Source organism: Klebsiella sp. 141153, assembly GCF_032601995.1.
Classification (GTDB): Bacteria; Pseudomonadota; Gammaproteobacteria; order Enterobacterales; family Enterobacteriaceae; genus Klebsiella; species Klebsiella aerogenes.
Genome location: NZ_JAQIRJ010000003.1, coordinates 125,177 through 142,739 on the forward strand (window position 1 = coordinate 125,177; position 17,563 = coordinate 142,739).

Annotated in this window: 19 protein-coding genes; 14 read left to right on the forward strand and 5 right to left on the reverse strand. The window is 54.8% G+C overall.

The window, feature by feature from the left end:
• Positions 1–183 precede the first annotated feature (183 nt).
• Positions 184–888 carry a flagellar brake protein gene (locus PGS10_RS06430; protein ID WP_045396640.1) on the forward strand — a complete coding sequence of 235 codons (705 nt, stop codon included), beginning with the start codon at positions 184–186 and terminating at the stop codon, positions 886–888.
• Between the two features lie 5 nt (positions 889–893).
• Positions 894–1,478 carry a helix-turn-helix transcriptional regulator gene (locus PGS10_RS06435; protein ID WP_045396712.1) on the forward strand — a complete coding sequence of 195 codons (585 nt, stop codon included), beginning with the start codon at positions 894–896 and terminating at the stop codon, positions 1,476–1,478.
• Positions 1,479–1,499: 21 nt separating this feature from the next.
• On the opposite strand, the gene PGS10_RS06440 is transcribed toward PGS10_RS06435, so the two are convergent.
• Together PGS10_RS06440 and PGS10_RS06445 are read right to left on the reverse strand one after the other, a co-directional pair.
• The gene (locus tag PGS10_RS06440) at positions 1,500–2,201 is read right to left on the reverse strand and encodes an ArsR/SmtB family transcription factor (protein WP_047044179.1); all 702 of its coding nucleotides are present in this window, start codon (positions 2,199–2,201) and stop codon (positions 1,500–1,502) included.
• Positions 2,202–2,222: 21 nt separating this feature from the next.
• Positions 2,223–2,540 (reverse strand): antibiotic biosynthesis monooxygenase family protein, encoded by a 318-nt coding sequence (locus tag PGS10_RS06445; RefSeq protein WP_032709056.1) that lies wholly within the window; start codon positions 2,538–2,540, stop codon positions 2,223–2,225.
• A gap of 369 nt (positions 2,541–2,909) precedes the next feature.
• Between PGS10_RS06445 and PGS10_RS06450 the strand changes: the two genes are divergently transcribed.
• Positions 2,910–3,122 carry a YdgH/BhsA/McbA-like domain containing protein gene (locus tag PGS10_RS06450; RefSeq protein WP_015369896.1) on the forward strand — a complete coding sequence of 71 codons (213 nt, stop codon included), beginning with the start codon at positions 2,910–2,912 and terminating at the stop codon, positions 3,120–3,122.
• 112 nt (positions 3,123–3,234) lie between these two features.
• On the opposite strand, the gene PGS10_RS06455 is transcribed toward PGS10_RS06450, so the two are convergent.
• Positions 3,235–4,101: an EamA family transporter gene (locus tag PGS10_RS06455; protein ID WP_047044178.1), complete on the reverse strand. Its 867-nt coding sequence runs from the start codon at positions 4,099–4,101 to the stop codon at positions 3,235–3,237.
• Positions 4,102–4,181: 80 nt separating this feature from the next.
• Here PGS10_RS06455 and PGS10_RS06460 point away from each other — a divergent pair, with 80 nt between their 5' ends.
• From PGS10_RS06460 to PGS10_RS06510, 11 genes are all read left to right on the forward strand, one after another.
• A complete protein-coding gene (locus PGS10_RS06460; protein WP_213797077.1) occupies positions 4,182–4,691 on the forward strand; it encodes a MarR family winged helix-turn-helix transcriptional regulator in 510 nt (169 codons plus the stop codon).
• Positions 4,692–4,843: 152 nt separating this feature from the next.
• Positions 4,844–5,320: a MarR family winged helix-turn-helix transcriptional regulator gene (locus PGS10_RS06465; RefSeq protein WP_045373865.1), complete on the forward strand. Its 477-nt coding sequence runs from the start codon at positions 4,844–4,846 to the stop codon at positions 5,318–5,320.
• 346 nt (positions 5,321–5,666) lie between these two features.
• On the forward strand, positions 5,667–6,812 hold the full coding sequence (locus PGS10_RS06470; protein ID WP_316422601.1) for an amidase: 1,146 nt from the start codon (positions 5,667–5,669) through the stop codon (positions 6,810–6,812).
• Positions 6,813–6,851: 39 nt separating this feature from the next.
• A complete protein-coding gene (locus PGS10_RS06475) occupies positions 6,852–8,018 on the forward strand; it encodes an acyl-CoA dehydrogenase family protein (RefSeq protein ID WP_045396622.1) in 1,167 nt (388 codons plus the stop codon).
• An 18-nt stretch (positions 8,019–8,036) separates the two neighbouring features.
• Positions 8,037–8,549 carry a nuclear transport factor 2 family protein gene (locus PGS10_RS06480; RefSeq protein WP_047044174.1) on the forward strand — a complete coding sequence of 171 codons (513 nt, stop codon included), beginning with the start codon at positions 8,037–8,039 and terminating at the stop codon, positions 8,547–8,549.
• Positions 8,550–8,571: 22 nt separating this feature from the next.
• On the forward strand, positions 8,572–9,876 hold the full coding sequence (locus PGS10_RS06485; protein ID WP_316422603.1) for an aromatic ring-hydroxylating oxygenase subunit alpha: 1,305 nt from the start codon (positions 8,572–8,574) through the stop codon (positions 9,874–9,876).
• Entirely contained in the window at positions 9,876–10,355 is a 480-nt protein-coding gene (locus PGS10_RS06490; RefSeq protein ID WP_045396614.1) for an aromatic-ring-hydroxylating dioxygenase subunit beta, read from the forward strand. Before PGS10_RS06485 ends, PGS10_RS06490 begins: the two co-directional genes overlap by 1 nt.
• Positions 10,356–10,362: 7 nt before the next feature.
• On the forward strand, positions 10,363–11,103 hold the full coding sequence (locus tag PGS10_RS06495; RefSeq protein WP_045396610.1) for an SDR family NAD(P)-dependent oxidoreductase: 741 nt from the start codon (positions 10,363–10,365) through the stop codon (positions 11,101–11,103).
• A 24-nt stretch (positions 11,104–11,127) separates the two neighbouring features.
• Positions 11,128–12,096: a PDR/VanB family oxidoreductase gene (locus tag PGS10_RS06500; RefSeq protein WP_045396606.1), complete on the forward strand. Its 969-nt coding sequence runs from the start codon at positions 11,128–11,130 to the stop codon at positions 12,094–12,096.
• Between the two features lie 11 nt (positions 12,097–12,107).
• Positions 12,108–12,602, forward strand: a complete 495-nt coding sequence (locus PGS10_RS06505) for a flavin reductase (RefSeq protein WP_015703350.1) — start codon at positions 12,108–12,110, stop codon at positions 12,600–12,602.
• A gap of 131 nt (positions 12,603–12,733) precedes the next feature.
• Positions 12,734–14,014 (forward strand): MFS transporter, encoded by a 1,281-nt coding sequence (locus tag PGS10_RS06510; RefSeq protein WP_047044168.1) that lies wholly within the window; start codon positions 12,734–12,736, stop codon positions 14,012–14,014.
• Between the two features lie 43 nt (positions 14,015–14,057).
• Here the strand turns inward: PGS10_RS06510 and PGS10_RS06515 are convergent, their stop codons facing one another.
• Positions 14,058–15,056 carry a hypothetical protein gene (locus PGS10_RS06515; protein ID WP_047078950.1) on the reverse strand — a complete coding sequence of 333 codons (999 nt, stop codon included), beginning with the start codon at positions 15,054–15,056 and terminating at the stop codon, positions 14,058–14,060.
• Between the two features lie 13 nt (positions 15,057–15,069).
• Positions 15,070–17,553 carry a fimbrial biogenesis outer membrane usher protein gene (locus PGS10_RS06520; RefSeq protein ID WP_316422604.1) on the reverse strand — a complete coding sequence of 828 codons (2,484 nt, stop codon included), beginning with the start codon at positions 17,551–17,553 and terminating at the stop codon, positions 15,070–15,072.
• Positions 17,554–17,563 lie beyond the last annotated feature (10 nt).

Here is a 17,563-nt window from a genome sequence, read left to right on the forward strand (position 1 = left end):
GTTAACACTCTTGATTACAGGAAAAAACAATATCGGCTTCGACGTTTATACAAATCAATTTGGCCACAAAGATAGTCAATATCATCGAACGTTCACAAAAACATCTGGTTAACATAATCAGTATGTCGCTATTGCTGTAAAAAAAATTAACTATGCACAGTAACGATTCAACAAGGATTACCCATGATAGAGGGAACGATAAAAACCAGTAAGTATGAAATCATTGCTATTTTCAGAGAGGAACAGAGAAAGCAAACAGAGATAGAAATTTTCTTTAATAACAAAAGCATCAGTACTCAGATTGCGCGTGTCGATTTTGCTGAATTCCATATCCGCAGCGAGAGCAAAATCCCGGCGGGGAATAAATTCAAATTTATTCTGCATAGCGATTCAGGAAAGATCGAGTTCACCTCCCAGCGGCAGAAGAATTCCGCTGGCGGCGCGGAGAATAGCAATAAGGTGGCATTTGCGTTACCAGAATGCATCCAGGTTGTACAAAGACGACGAGATCCCAGATTTCGTTTGCGCGATGAGAATGATTTCTTTTGTCATGGCCGCCATAAAAATGGCGAAAACTATGCTTTTGATATCAAAGATATTTCTGATGGCGGCTGCGCGCTGATTGCGCAAAGTCCAAACCTGAAATTCCTGGCCAACAACTCAACGTTGAAAAACGCCATTCTGTCTCTGGCGGAATATGGCGAAATCACCGTTGATCTGGTTATCAAGAACGTGGCGATGGTCACGCTGGATAGCGAAGAGAAGAATCAGGAAAACTACTATCAGATTTCCTGTCAGTTTAAGTTCCGCCGCAGCGACGACAGGAAGAAAATAGAAAAAACGCTGATCGATTTGATTCTGGAAGCCAAGCGGAAGAAGAGAGTTTAATGCCCTTGAACAATATCTTGCTGTACACCGACGACAATATCATTGGCCAATCTATTCACGATTATCTGAGCGATATTCACCAGGATATCACCCAGGCCAGTTATCAGGACATCGTACAAGGGGGCGTCGCGCCCCTGGCTGAGACGGTGATCCTCAATATGATCCACAAGGATATATCCGCTGCCGATACGGTCGTATTACTCAACAAACTGCGCTTTCATTTCTCGCGCTGTACATTGTTGGTATTGATGGTAAAAAGCGATATCGCCAATCTGTGCCGGGAATTAATAGATCTGGAAAACCTGTTAATCCTGACGGAAAAATCTTCCTTAGACGCATTTTCGGCAATTACCAGAACGCAGGATGAAAACCCGCAGTCCCGGTATTTGCGCACGCAGCGAAAGCTGACGGCCAGAGAGCTGCAGGTACTGGAACTTATTATCGCCTGCAATAACAATAAGCGAATTGCCTCGCTGCTCAATATCGACCATAAGACGGTGCACAGCCATCGCATTCACATCATGAAAAAGTTGGGAATGAATAGCTCGCAGGTGATGCATAAGCAAATCGTCAATATGAATCACTGCTGAACGGGCATACCGTCGCCGGGCCTACAACGCCAGAGCAAAATGTTGACGCAGCGCTCGCTTACCGGGTTCGCTAATTGTCACTTCGCGGTAGCCGGGCACCAGCGTGAACCAACCTTTTTGCACGCCCCACTGCAACAAGGCAGCGCCCGCGGCACCACCCAGATGAAAACGGCGCTCGCTCCAGTCGAGGCAGGCGCAGCAGGCTTTGCGGCGGGATCCGTTATCACACGCTATGCCTAAGCGGGCGAAATTCGCCTTCCCCGCCGCAGTAAGCGCTGCGCCATTTGCCGTAAGCCAGGCTTGCTGTTGCAGAAAATCATAGATGGCGACGGCTACCTCGCCCGCCAGATGATCGTAGCAGGTACGCGCCATACGCAGCGTTCCCGGCGTACGCGTAGTCAACGGCACAGCGCTTTTTCCGGCCATGGTCATCATATTTTCCAGCAATCCGGCGACATCGCCGCCCGCCAGGCGATAGTAGCGATGCCGCCCTTGCGCCAGGCAGATCAGTAAACGACTGCTGACTAACCGGCTAAGATGCGCGCTGGCAGTCGACGGCGAAATATCCGCCGCGACGGAGAGCTCAGTCGCCGTCCATGCCCGGCCATCCATTAGCGCGCAGAGTATTTTCACTCGTGAAGGATCAGCCATCGCCGAGGCAACCGCCGCCATCGCGACGGCCAGCGCTTCGTCATCATCAATGACAACCGCAGGGTGCAACATAGTGCCTCCGCTTAATATTGGTTACGCAGAACGTGAACTCTGCATCTGGTATTCACGCAGTACCTGTGCCACGCGAATCTGATAATCAGCAAAGATAGACTCCCGCCCTTCCCGCTGCGCCGCCTGATGACAAATATTGCGCTTCCAGGCCGTCACCGCCTGTTCGTCCCGCCACCACGACAGCGACAATATCTTTCCCGGCGCACTGAGGCTTTGAAAACGCTCGATGGCGATAAAGCCGTCGATGGTCTCCAGCAGCGGTTTCAATTGCGCCGCCAGCGCGAGATATCGTTCCTGCTGCGCTGGCGTGACCTGTGCTTCAAAGAGTACCGCAATCATGGTTTTTTCCTCCAGTAACGAATAAAGCCGCACTGTAGCGCGTCGTTCGCAATCAATGCTTCGCCAGCGGGCGAAGTATCGCCGGCGTGACAGGCCAGAAAACGACCAAACCATTCACGCAATCAATATCAAACCCAAATTTGGCGAGGATAAAACGCGAAGCGAAGGAAACCATTAGTATCAGCAATGAATTATAACTAATTGTTTTTAATTATATTTTTAATAAAACGTCAATCATTGGTCATCCAGCCGTCATAAAAATGTGATCTAAATCGCACTTTTTGCAACATACGTTATAGTTAGCAGACTTATTATAAACCCATCGAAAGCACAACGCTTTCCACCATAAAAGTTAAAAGGATAAACACCATGAAAAACGTAAAATTACTTGCTGCTGCTGGTATGCTGTCTCTGGTTTCTTTCGCAAGCTTCGCGGCTCATCCGGTGAGCGTGACCTCTGATACCCTGGACAACGCAGAAGCAAAAATCGCTGCTATCGCTAAAGATCAGGGCGCCTCTTACCACATTACCGAAGCCTATACCGGTAATCAGGTACACATGACGGCGGAACTGTCTAAATAACCGAATGGTCGCAGAGGGAGCTGCCGGACAGGTCGTCTCAGGACGGCTGGTCTGGCTCCCGCCACGTAACAAAACACGGCAATGTCGAGCCCCTTTATGGGGCTTTTTTACGTCAACGTTTCGCCAGCGCGCGCTGAATAGAGAGCACACTCGCCAGCACCACAATAAGGCCCGCCAGCGCCATCCCCTCAATTTTCTGCCCGAGAAATATCCACCCCAACAGCACCGCCGTCACCGGGCTAAGCAGGCTCATTGCCGATACCGCCACCGGCGACAATCTGCTGATACCGCGAAACCATAAACCATACGCCAGCATCGCCCCGGCCACACACAGCCAGACATAACCTGCCGCCTGTAATAGAGTGATGTTGTACAACGGCGGATCCACCAGCAGCGCGATGGGCAGTAACACGATCCCGCCAATCAACAATTGCCAGCCGGTCATCGCCACGACCGGCAGCGATAACGCCCAGCGCCGCGACAGCCAGGTGCCCAGCGCCATACTGACGGCGCCAAGAAAAGCGGCGCCAATACCTAACGAATCCAGCACCGTGAGCGGAGAAAGCAGCAACATCGCCATACCGATGATCCCGGCGCAGGCGGATACCACCGCCAGCCACGGCGAACGCTGACGATCCACGCACCAGGCAAGCAGCATCACCAGCAGCGGCTGAATCGCGCCGATCACCGCCGCCAGCCCGCCGGGCAGCCGGTAAGCGGCGATAAACAGCAGCGCCTGAAAGGCGCCGATATTTAATATTCCGGTAATGACCAGCTTCCACCACTCACCGCGCTGCGGAAACTGACGGCTCCACAGTAACAACGCAATCCCGGCGGGCAACACCCGCAGCAGCGCGGCGATAAAAGGACGGTCCGGCGGTAGGAACTGCGAAGTAACGATATAGGTGGTCCCCCAGATAGCGGGAGCCAGTGCGGTCAGCAGCAGATCGACCGCCAGATGACGAGTAAAAAAGGCCATGATTTTATCTTCATATCAAGTTAAATTGTGTAACAAGTATGTATCGATAAATATCTTGATATCAAGATAAGTGAGCACGCATGGACAAATTACCGCCAACGGATGCCGTTGACCGCATTCTCGCCCAATGGCAGCGCGAGCGCCCGGATCTGGATTGCAGCCCAATGGGGCCAATTGGCCGCCTCAAGCGCTGCGCCATGCTGCTGGAGCCGCAGGTGGAGGCGGCGTTTGTTAAACATGGGCTGGTACGTTGGGAGTTCGACATGCTGGCGACGCTGCGCCGCGCCGGCGAGCCATTCGTGCTGTCGCCGACCCAGCTCTTTTCGACGCTGATGATTACTTCCGGCACGATGACCCATCGCCTTAAGGCGCTGGAAAAACGGGGGTTGATCGCTCGTTTAGCGAATCCGCAGGATGCCCGCAGCATGCTGGTGGCGTTGACGCCAGCGGGACGAGCGCTGATCGATGAGGCGGTTGCCACCCACGTGGCGAATGAGCGACAACTGCTGGCAGGGCTTTCAGAGACCCAACTTCAGCAGTTAGACGAAGCGCTACGGGTGTTTATGCGCCAGCTTGAGGATGAGCACTAGCCGACGATTAGGTCTTATTACGATGACTTACCTGCGACTCACTGAGAGTCGTCGCCACTGAATCGCAAGGCTATGTTGCTGGCGTATTGCGTTTTGCAATAACCGGCAAATACGCATACCATCTGCACATTCTATCGTCGTCAGGCAAGGAGATGCTTGTGGATAAGACTCACTCTTCGACCCCGCCAGAGAGCCACGAAAGCCGCTTTCATAAAGAAGAGTTCCCCTTTTTTTGGGTGGTTAACGTTTACGCCCGTTATACCCAATTAATGGAAATCGAGCTCAAAAAAATCGACATCGACCTTTCCCGTTTCCGCGTACTGATGCTGGTGCACCAATACCACCGCGCCAGTATTTCGCGGATCACCGAATATGCCGTTAGCAAGATGCCGACGGTGACCAAAATTGTTGGCCGCCTGCGCGATGACGGCCTGCTGACGACCCACGTTAGCGTCAGCGATGGCCGGGTCACCGAAGCGGAACTCACCGCCGCCGGTGAAGCCAAGGTAGCCGAAGCCCGGGCGTTAGCGGAAACCGTGTTTACTAAAGCCTTCAAGGGCATCACCCCGGCGCAAGAAAAAAAGATGAACCAGGTGCTGGCGCTCATTCTGCACAACCTCGATGACTAATCCCCTGCACCAATAACCATTTTCCATAAATGGTTATTGCTTTTGTTTTGCCCTCCCTGCGTTTTTCGCACACTTTTTTATCATTTTTTTAACTTATATTTTTCATTTATTTTTGTGACGCCCTTCAAGAGATTAAAATTTATACATCACATTTTAATGATTTAAATCAATCAGTTAAAAAACATCCCCTCCTTCATAGCATCATCTTATCCTCAATTACGATGTAAAAAACGGGCAACAATTTACTTGAAATTTCAAGTTTTACTGACAAGATTACCTCAAACGCCAGCGGGTCGTTTTTTAGTCATTTCGCGCGGTAATTATCACCCTCACGGAGATGTGAAACATGGTTACTGAACATCGTACAGAGACAGAAAACGCACAATCCGGGTTTATCTCGCGCTTTACCCTTGGCGACGGCGAGCTGACGTTCGCGGTTAAAGACAGTCTCGATATTGCCGGTTTTCCGACCCGCGCCGGCAGCCCGGTATTGCAGGATGCGCCGCCCGCCGTCCGCCATGCCGCCGTAGTCGAGGCGCTGCTGGATAACGGCTGTCAGCTGCGCGGAAAAACCACCCTGCACGAGCTGGCCTTTGGCGTCACCGGCATCAACCCGCATAGCGGTACGCCACGCAATCCGCATTATCCGCAGTTAATCCCCGGCGGTTCGTCCAGCGGCTCTGCCGCCGTGGTCGCGGCCGGTGAAGTCGACTTCGCCGTCGGCACCGATACCGGCGGCTCGGTGCGGATGCCCGCGGCCTGCTGCGGCGTGGCTGGCCTGAAGCCGAGCTTTGGCCGTCTGAGCCGCGCAGGCGTCATTCCGACGGAAAGTTCACTAGACTGCGTCGGCCTGTTCGCCCGCGATATCGCCACATTGCGCCAGGCGCTGGCAAAAGCGCTGAGGGAACCGGCTCCTCCTGCGCGCCGGGAAGCGCCCGCACTGAGTTACCTGGCAGGCACGGCAACGCCGGAAATTGAGCAACTGATCGTCTCACGTCTGCAGCAAGCGGGCCTGGCATGGACTCGCGCTGAACTGCCGGGATTCAACGAAGCGCATCAGGCCGGGCTTACGGTGATAAGCCAGGAAAACTGGCTGGCGTTTCACAGCATCATCAACGCGCCGAATCTGGCGCCGGACGTCGCCCAGCGGATCCGCGCCGGCGCGGAAATCGGCCCTCAGCAGCGGCAGGCTGCGGAAAGCGTGCGTCAACAATTTAGCGCCGCGGTGGACGCCCAGTTGGCGAAAACACCGCTGATTCTGCTGCCGACCCTGCCGGAATGTCCGCCAACGCTGGAAGAAGCGGCGGATCCGCTCAAGGTGGTCAACCTGACTCGTCTGGTGCGCCCATTTAATTTAAGCGGCCATCCGGCCCTGAGCCTGCCGCTTGGCGAAATTAATCATCGCCCGGTGGCGCTGCAATTAGTCGCCAATAAAAATAAAGAGTTCGATTTACTTAATTACGCTGAGTATTTGCTGGAAAAATTAAAATAATAAAACCGTACTTTCATTAACTGGAAGAGGCTAAATCGCATGTTAAACCCCTCTGCAACTTCGCGTGCGGAAAAGACCCTGCACGCCACGACAATAGAGTTTGCCGAATTACTCGCGGATATTAAAAAGCGCAGCGAGGAATTCGAGCAGCAGAAATATATCCCGGCGGATATTATTTCCCGCTTTAAAAAGATTGGTGTTTATCGCGCGCTGGTGCCAAAACGCTACGGCGGCGATGAAATCTCGCCGGCGGAATTTTGTCAGTTAATTGAAACGCTCTCAACGGCTGACGGATCCGCCGGCTGGGTGGCGAGTTTCGGCATGAATCCGTTTTATCTTGGCGGCCTGCCGCCGAGCAGTCTCGATGAGCTTTACCGCCACGGACCGGATATCGTCTTTGCCGGCGGGATCTTCCCGCCGCAAAAGGCGACGACTCAGGATGGCGGCTACCGCGTCAGCGGGCGCTGGAGCTTCGCCAGCGGCTGCAGCGGCGCTGAACTTATCGGCGTGGGCATTCTGACCGATGACGGCAGCGATCGTCCGCTGCCGCGCATCGCGGTGCTACCCGCCGGGGAGTTCACCATCGATCCAGTCTGGAATACGGTCGGCCTCTCCGGTACCGGCAGCCATGACGTAGTGCTGAATAATGCCTTCGTGCCGCAGGAGTGGACCTTTATTCGCGGCGGCGAACTTAACCTCGAAGGCCCTTTGTATCGCTACCCGGTACTGTCGCTGGCCACTCAGGTACTGTCGGTGGTGGCGCTGGGTATCGCCCGCGCGGCGTTATCGGAAATTTACGCCATTGCCGAACGCCAGAGCTCGGTCACCGGCGCGCCATGCCTGGCGGATCGTCAATTCGCGCAGATGGAAATCGCCCACTGTGAAGCGGAACTGCGTTCGGCGCGCTGCTGGTTCTATGACGCCATCGACGACGTCTGGCAGGCGATTCTGCGCGGCGATGAACCGGGAGAAGAGCGGATTAACGCCATGCGCCTCTCTTCCACCCACATTACCCGAGTTTCTGCGTCGGTTACCACCCGCGCGCTGAAACTGGCCGGGATGCCGGGTATTTCAATGCGTAGCCCGCTGCAGCGCTATGCCCGCGACTCCATGGTCATCACCCAGCACGCCTTTATGGGCGAGCTGACCTACATCAACGCCGGCAATATGTTCTTCGGCCACTCGCCGCAGCCCGGCTATTTATAAGTCAACACGGAGCCGGCAATGAATGAAGAAATGCTGCAACGCCTGGAGAAGCTGGAAGCCGTAGTGCAGATCCGAAACGCCATCAGCCAGTATATGCATCTCTGTGATGACCTGACGCATCCGGATACCGCCCGGCAAATTGGCGCGCTATTTAGCGAAACGGCTATTTGGGAAGGTATTGGCGAATTATATCAACAAAAGCTCGGGCGCCATTGCGGCAGAGCGGCGATCGTCGGAATGATGAACGCTTATATTAGCGAACCGTCACACTTCGCCATTAACGTACATTATTTAACGGCCGAGCATATTTGTGTTGGCGAAAATAACCGCGCGGTTGGCCGCTGGAAAATGCTGCAGGCTTCGACGTTTCGCCGCGGCGGCTCGCATTTAAATAGCGCGGAGCTCGTCATTGAATTTATTAAACAAGATCAACAGTGGTTAATTCATCATTTTACCACCCGTAATTTATTTAGCCGCCCGGTAGCTGACTGGCATTCGCTCGCCGATTTACCGGTGCCTGATGGTCATTAAAAGAGATATGTGGAGAGTGACAATGTCTGAATGTATTCCGGTAAAAAATATCGATACCCGCCATACCGCCGAAACGCTGGCGGCACTGGTGCAAAGCGACCGGGTCCATACCTGTCTCTATACTTCCGAGGAAATTTTCGACCTCGAGATCGACAACATTTTTAACCGTACCTGGGTGTGGGTCGCCCACGAGAGCGAAATCCCTGACGCCGGCAGCTATAAATCCTCGATGGTGGGTACCCAGCCGGTAATCGTCGTACGCGATCGCAAAGGCAATATCAACGTGCTGCTCAACCGCTGCCGCCACCGCGCCGCCACCGTTTGCGAACATCGCAGCGGGAAAACGAACGGGTTTACCTGCCCGTATCACGGCTGGGGCTATGGCCTCGACGGCGCGCTGCGCGGGGTACCGCATCCAGAGAGCTACGGCGATACGCTGAACAAATCTGAGCTCGGCATGGTGCGCCTGCGCGTTGAATGCTACGCCGGAATGATTTTCGCCAGCTTCAACCACGACATTGAACCGTTGACCGACTTCCTCGGCCCGGCGATGAAATGGATGGATTTGTTCATGAAACAGGGGGCTGGCTACGCGCTGCAGGCTACCACCGCGCACCGTTTTCGCTTTCCCGGCAACTGGAAAATCCAGCTGGAAAATACCACCGACGGCTATCACTTCCCTATCGTCCATAAGTCGTTTTTAAGCTCGGTCGATAAACAGACCGAAGAGATGCTCAACTTCGTCGACGGCAAAGGCTTCGTGGAAGATCTCGGCAACGGCCACAGCGTGATGGTGATGATCCCCGAGCTTATCGATCTGGAAGCCAATCTCGATGCGCCAATCCCGGAGCGCTTTAGCGAGCTGGCCCAGGCCCTGCGCGAGGAAGGCCACGACGAGCAGCAGGTGCGGCGCATCGTACGCGCGGTGGGTGGCAGCGGTTTTAATCTTAACCTGTTTCCCAATGTCGCCTGTTCAATGGCCTTCTTCCGCGTGCTGCAGCCGATATCGGTAAAAGAGACGGAAATTCATCACATGGTGCTGACCATGAAAGATGGCCCGGCGATCGCCAACCAGGCGCGCCTGCGGCTGCACGAACACTTCCAGGGGCCGATGGGCTTCGGTACCCCCGATGATTCAGAGGCCTGGGAGCGGGTGCAGCGCGGCGGCGGCGCGGGCGACGATCTGTGGATCATGCTCAATCGCGGCCTGCCCGGCGAAGTCCGCACCGCCGACGGCCTGCGCAGCGACGTCAGCGCCGAAACAGGCATGCGCGCCGCTTACCAACAATGGAAAAAGTACATGACCGCTGACAATCGGGGGCAATAATGAACACATCACCTATCCTCAACGCCGCCATTCAGTTTATTAACCTGGAAGCGGACCTGCTCGATCAAGGCGAATTTCGTGAATGGCTGGCGCTGTGGCGCACCGAGGGAATGTACATCATTCCCATCGACCAGCAGACCACCGATTTCGCCAACGTGCTCAACTACGCCTACGACAACCACGAGATGCGGGAAAAACGCGTGCAGCGTTTATACAGCGGCGAGTCGATCTCCACCACCCCGCGCGCGCGCACTATCCGCATGAGCGGCCGTTATCGCCTGCTCAGCGCCAGCGATGAGGTCGTCGAAGTACGCTGCGCCCAATTCCTTTACGAGTACCGCAAGGGCAATGAACAGCACTACGCCGCTGACGTCACCTGGACGCTGGCGCCGGAGGGCGACAGTTTCCGCATCCTGCAAAAGGTCGTGCGCCTGATTAACGGCGACGATTACCTGCATAGCATTGGCTACATCCTGTGAGGACTTTATGACACGTAGCGTACTTATTACCGGCGCGGCCAACGGCCTCGGGCTGGTTATTAGCCGCCATCTCTGGCAACAGGGCTATCAGGTGGCGATGGCGGATCTCAACCTCGATACGGTCACCCGTAGCGCCCAGGAGATCGATCCCAGCCAGCAGCGGCTGCTGCCGCTGGCGCTGGATATTCGCCAGCCGCAACAGTTCAGCGACGCGCTGGCGCAGATCCGCGCGCGCTTCGGCGAACTCGACGTGCTGGTCAACAACGCCGCCTTAACCCTGACCACGCCGATCATGGAGATCGACGTGGAGGAGTTCGATCGCGTCACCAGCACCAATCTGCGTGGTACCTTCGTCGGCTGCCAGACCATCGGCCGCTATTTCAGCCAGCGCCAGCGGGGCAGCATTATTAACCTCGCGTCGCTGGCCGGGCAAAACGGCGGCACCGCCTCCGGCGCCCACTATGCAGCCTCCAAGGGCGGCATTATTACGCTGACCAAAGTCTTCGCCCGCGCCCTGAGCAACTCCGGGGTGAGCGTCAACGCGATTGCGCCGGGGCCGCTGGATCTTCCTTCCGTTCGCGCCGCGGTGCCGGAAGAGAAAATGCCGGCGCTGCTGGAGATGATCCCGATGAAGCGGCTTGGCGATCCGCTGCTGGTCGCCCGCGCGGTAGAACTGCTGGCGGCGCCCTCCGCCACCTTTATCACCGGCGCGACCTGGGACATCAACGGCGGCATTTATATGCGTTAAGCCCTTCGCGGGTGGAGAAAAACTATGGCTGAAACATTGACGGTACGCGTCACAGAACGCGAAATTCAGGGAGCCGAGGTGGTAGTCCTGACGCTGGCCTCGCCGGACGGCGCTCCCCTGCCCTCGTTTAGCGCCGGGGCGCATATCGATCTGCATCTTGGCGATGGCATCGTGCGCCAGTATTCGCTGTGCGGCAGCGCCCATCACCCGCAGCGCTATCGGTTGGGGATCCTCAAAGATCGCGCCTCGCGCGGCGGTTCGCTGGCGGCGCACGCTTTACAGCCCGGCGACGAGGTGCAAATTAGCCCCCCGCGCAACCTGTTCGCGCTGGAGATGTCGGCGCCTCATACCATTCTGATCGGCGGCGGCATTGGCATCACGCCGATGCTGGCGATGGCCGATACGCTATTTCGCGCCGGGAAATCCTTCGAAGTGCATTACTGCGGCCACAGCCGTGAGGGAATGGCGTTTCTGGCCGAGCTGGCGGATTGCCACTTTAGCGCCCAGGTTCAGCTACATATCAGCGATGAAAACGGCAGGATCCGCCCTCAGGAACTCCTGACGCCTCACGCCGCCGCCGGCCACCTGTACGTTTGCGGTCCGGAGGGTTTTATGGCGTGGATTAATGAAACGGCTCAGGGGTGCGGTTTCAGCGCGGAGCGGCTGCATCAGGAGTATTTCAACCGCGAGGTAGAAACCAGCGGCGGCAGTTTTGAGGTTGAGGTTCCGGAACTCAACCTTAGCGTTACCGTCGGCGAAAACGAGACCATCGTCGCCGCGCTGCAAAAGGCCGGCATCAAAGTGAAAGTCTCCTGCCAACAGGGCGTCTGCGGCACCTGCCTCGCCAACGTTTGTAGCGGCGTACCTGACCACCGCGACGAGTATTTAACCGAAGAAGAACGCGAAGATAACGACCAGATCCTGCTGTGCTGTTCGCGGGCTAAAACCCCGCGGCTGGTTATTGAAGGCTTCGAATACGTCAAACTGAAATAACGGGTATTACTATGAACCTGACATCTGATTTTCGTAATGCCATGGCGCAGCTGGGCAGCGCGATCACCATCATTACCACCGATGGCCCGGCGGGCCGCTTCGGCTTTACCGCTTCGGCGGTGTGTAGCGTGACGGATTCGCCGCCGACGCTGCTGGTATGTATGAACCGCTCGTCCTTCGCGCACGGCAAATTCCAGCACAATGGCGTGCTGTGCGTTAACGTGCTCTCCGGACAGCATCAGCAATTGTCCGGGATTTTCGCCAACGGCCAAATCCGCTCTGAAGAACGCTTCCTGCACGACGAATGGCTGGCGCTGGAGACCGGTTCGCCGGCGCTGGCTTCCGCCGTGGCGAACTGCGACTGCGTCATTGCCGACAGCCATGAAGTGGGCAGCCACAGCGTATTTTACTGCGAGGTCAAACAGATCCGCTTCGGCAACCCCAGCGACGGGCTGGTCTGGTTTAATCGCCAGTTCCACACCCTTAGCATGGCGTCGTGCCGTTAAGTTTCATCATAACCATAAAAACCCTGCCGACCCATCGCCCGGCGCCAGCAGGCGCCGCCTGATTCACCTGCACTGGAGTTAACCTTATGTCTGGAGCTGTGAGCGGTACAACGGTCCCCCCGGCGCAACCTATGCGCAAATTAATCATCGGGTCTTTTCTCGGCAACTCGCTGGAATGGTACGATTTTTTCCTGTATGGCACCGCGGCGGCGCTGGTCTTCGGGCCGCTGTTTTTCCCCGCCAGTAATGACCCGCTGCTCGGATCATTTTTAGCCTTTTCCGGTTTCGCCATCGGCTTTATCGCCCGTCCGCTCGGCGGCGTGATATTCGGCCATCTCGGCGATCGCTACAGCCGTAAAATGACGCTGATCATCACCCTGACGCTGATGGGCGCCAGTACGTTCTTAATTGGCCTGCTGCCAACCTACGCTCACATCGGCGTGCTGGCGCCAATCGCCTTGATTACGCTGCGCTTTGTACAGGGCGTGGCTTCCGGCGGTGAATGGGGTGGCGGCGTATTAATGCTGAGCGAAAACGCGCCGGAAAGCCAAAAAGGGTACTACACCGCCTGGAGCCAGGTGGGCGTCTGCGGCGGGTTTGTTCTTTCTTCGCTGGCATTCTATCTGGTGCAGCTGCTACCGCAGGAAGAGGTGATGTCCTGGGCGTGGCGTATTCCGTTTTTGCTCAGCCTGTTTATCTTTCTGGTGGGCGTCTATATCCGCCGTAATATCCAGGAGAACGCGGAATTCGTGGCGCGCAAAGCAGAAAACGACAGCAAAAATGAGGCCCATCATTTACCGGTGCTCAGCGCCTTTAAAAATCATCCACGAGCGATATTACAGGCTATCGGCCTGCGGCTGGCGGAAAACGGCGCGGTGTATATCTTCTTCACGTTTTCAGTGGTCTATTGCAAACATATTGGCATCGACACCCGCGACCTGATCGCGGCGGTCACCATCGCCATGACGGTGGAGATCGCCACGATTCTCGGCTGGGGATGGCTTTCCGATCGCATTGGCCGTAAGCGGCTTTACTATATCGGCGTGATAGGTATGGCGCTGGTCGCCTTCCCCTTCTTCTGGCTGCTGAATATGCACACCTTCCCGGCGATGCTGCTCGCCATGCTGTTGGCGTTGCCATTGTGCCATGGCGCGATGATTGCCGCGCAGCCGTGTCTGATGGTGGATCTGTTTCCGGTGGAGGTACGCTACACCGGGCTAGCGCTGGGACATGAGATTGGGGCGGTGATTTCCGGCGGTATTAGTCCGATGCTGGCGGTGGCTTTTCTCATGATGTGGGATAGCTATATCCCCATTGCGCTGATGCTGCTGGCCTTCGCGCTACTGGCGCTGGTGGCGCTAATGAGTATTCGCCAGCAGCAGTTGCGACCTGAACCGGTCGCGACCACGTAAACCGCGTACACCGCGCGCAAAGGAAGGCGCGCGGTGCAGAGGGCTAGTTATTGTTCACCACGATAATGACCCGGCTTTTAATCGTACCGCCGCGGATATTCTCGCCATATTTCATCGGCTTGATTTGCAGATAGATCGGGTTGTTGCTGCCATGCCGGGCCTCCTCGTCGGAGTGATAAAGGAAACCGCTGCCGTACTGGAGTTCCCCGCCCTGGCTATCGCGCAGATGAAAACCGACTTCGCCGGCGCCGGTGGCGGCATCCTGATCGTCATTCTTCAATATTTTGCTGGTACCGGCAAAGCCGGAGGCGGCGACAAAGTAATAATCAATTTTGCCCGGTGTCAGTTCGAATACCGCCGACTCGTCCTGGCTACAGTCGATATCAACGCTTTCCATGCGATATTGCGCTTTGTCTTCTTTAATGTCGAAGTAGCTGTAATCGCCCATATTGATGAGACGGTTCGGGACATTAAAACCGCAGGTCATAATATTAATCTGCAGGGTGACGTTAAAGGTGTAATTGATGGTTATCACATGGCATTCTTTATCGCCTTTACAGTATTCAAAACGCATCGAGTAAAGCAGCGGAAATGATTCTCCTGGCCTGACCTGCGTCCCGGTAGGGGTACCTTCTTTAATCGCATAGCGAATGCCGATCACGCTGTTGAAGATATCCGCTAAGTTATAACTCTGATTTTTGCGGATGTTGCCACTCGCAAGCGCGTTGAGTTTTGCAGGATCGAGAGAAAACTCCATCACATAGGTTTTACTGCCAACCACCACGTAGAAGTCTTTATTTTCAGGGGGCGTCGAGGTTACCGAGACGCTGACGTTTTGCGGACTTTGGCAGATAAAGTGAAATCCGTCGGCCTGAATATCACTGTTCTGGACATTCAATTCACCGCTGGCCGCCAGCGGTTTAAATGTGTAATTACCGCTAGCATCCACCGTCAGCGATTTAACATCCGGGGTGACATCGCAGTTCCCCGCCCGCGCTAAAAAAGAGCATAAGCTTAATACCAGCAAAATTATCCATTTCATGAAAATCGTCCTTTTAGCGGCAGACATAGGTCTTACCTTCATCAATGGTATGTTTAAATGTAATGGTGCAGTAATGGCCCTGCTGCTTATCGACCGCGATGGTAATCGACGGCGGAACGTTATCAGTGCGGATATACAGCATGCTGCCCTGGCCGACGACGCCGACATTCTGTCCATCGTTATCTTCAATTTCATAGCCAAATTTCAGCGGCGTACCGTCCGGGCGTTCGGCGTGAATAAGCCAGGGTTGACGCTGATCGGTATCAAACCGCGCCAGCACCACCGCCCCGCGGTACGGAGCGACCGCTTTACGGTTGCCAATCAACTCGGTTTTGCTCTGCGTATTGGCGGTATTCAGCAGCAGCGAACTTTCACGGTAAGGCAATACGTGATCGAAAATGACCGTTCCCTGACCGTTGGTGGTGCGATATTTCTGACCATTGACGTAAGCATTTTCCAGGCCCGGCGCCTGAATAATGGCGAAGGTTTCCGAAAGCTGGTTAGCGAAATTGACGCCGCCGGACCAGGCCACCACCCCGCCTGACAGGCTGCCGCTGGCCTGGGTATATTTCGACGACTGACTGTAGCTGCCGCTCAGCGTCGCCAGCGGCGCGTTCCAGGTAAGGTTGCCGCCGGCGGTGGTTTCATGGTTTTGCTGCTGACGGCTAAAGTTCACGCCATAGTCAAACTGGTCGCGCTGGCCGCCTGTGCCGCTGATGCCGGTGTTATTGGAGGCAAAACCGTCATTATCGAAGGTCGTCGAATTCGACAGCGTCAAACGACGCGCCAGTACGCTGTCGCTCTCTCCCCAGATAAGCGGAATCGAAATGAAGAGGTTAAAGCGCTTATCTTCATGATGATCTTCATCATAGGTCTGGCTGGCCGAAATGGTCCAGGAAACCCGCTGCCAGTTATTAGAGTAGCTCAGCTGATAATCTTTATTGCTGCCGCTTTTTCCCCAGTAGTCACGCCATAAGGCACTCAGTGAAAAAGACCCCAACCCTTCCGGCAACGACTGGCTGATGTTGGCGGAGAAACTATTTTTACGTCCAAAATCATAGCGATAATAGTCATCAATGTTGTAAACATCATTATCATCATGGTGATAACTATTACGGTTCTTCGCCCAAACATGATCGTTAAAAGTACGATAGTCGCTGGTTGAATAGCGATAAGCCGCCATTCCGAAACGCGTTTTAGTCTGGGTGAGGTATTTGTTGTAGGCAATCTGATAGCTTTGTCCTTCAAAAGTACCGTTATCCTGATCGCTACGCGCCCAGGTGCCGTCAACGGATATCGCGCCGAGATGGGTATTCCATCCGGTTCCCATAGTGAAAGCCTGATAATCGGTGCCTAGCATGGTGCCGCCATACAGGGTCAGCAGGTTGTTCAGGCCATATTGATAGCTGGCCTGCATAAAGTCTTCCTGATTGCTGGCGCCTTCGATATGGCTGCGCCCGGCGGCAATGTCATATTTAGATACCCCCTGCTGCAACATATTGGGTACCGAGGAATAAGGCACCAGGTAGGTGGTTACCGAGCCGTCGGCTTCACGGATAGTGACATCGAGATCCGCCCCGCCGCCGGCGAGTTGTAAATCAGCAATCGCGAAAGGCCCTGGCGGGACCTCTTTCTGATAGACGGTGAAGCCGTTCTGCTCAATGGTTACCAGCGCGTTGCTCTGGGCAATCCCCTGCACGATCGGCGTGAAGTTCTGTTTTGAGTTTGGCAACATTTGCATGTCGCGGAACAGACGAACCCCACGAAAGCGTACCGCATCGAACATATCCGCAGAGGTATACATGTCGCCTGCGCGCAAGGTCCCTAAAATCGACGCAAAGCCGCGTTCCAGATACAGGGTATTGCTTTTCCAGTCGCCGCTGCCGCTATCGGCTTTGCTGTAAGTGGCATCAGAGTGCAACTGCCAGCTCAACAGGTTCAGCCCACTATTGAAGCGGGCGTAGGTACTTTTGTTATTGCCGTTATTTTTATAGTCACTGTAATACTGGCTCAGATAATAAGAGGTATACAGCGCGTTAACGCCGCGGTCCCAACTTTCCGGCGCGACGTAGCCGCGCTCAAGATCCTCCACGTAGGCCTGCGGAATTTCTAAATCAAGCTGAAAAATATTGATATTAAAGGTATAACTACCGCTGCGCACCGCGGATTTTAGCGTCATGCACTGGTTATCCTTTACCATCTGCGCGCTATCCGCTTTGATTCCCAACTGATTTAATAATGCTGATGACAGGCAGGTATCATCCGGATTACTGGCGACTACGATTGGATATTTACCACGCCATTGCTTATTGACGTAAATATCCAATTCATATTCACCGGGAAGTGGTTGATTATCCGCAAAGCGAAAGCTTGATGATTTTTCACCTTTCATTCCGCCGATCATGAAATTGGTATCAAAAGTCTCTTCAGCGGCCTGCAACTGACCGGATAATAAAACCAACAATATCATTGAGGAAAGCGGCGTCATCCTTAACATGGCCAACTCC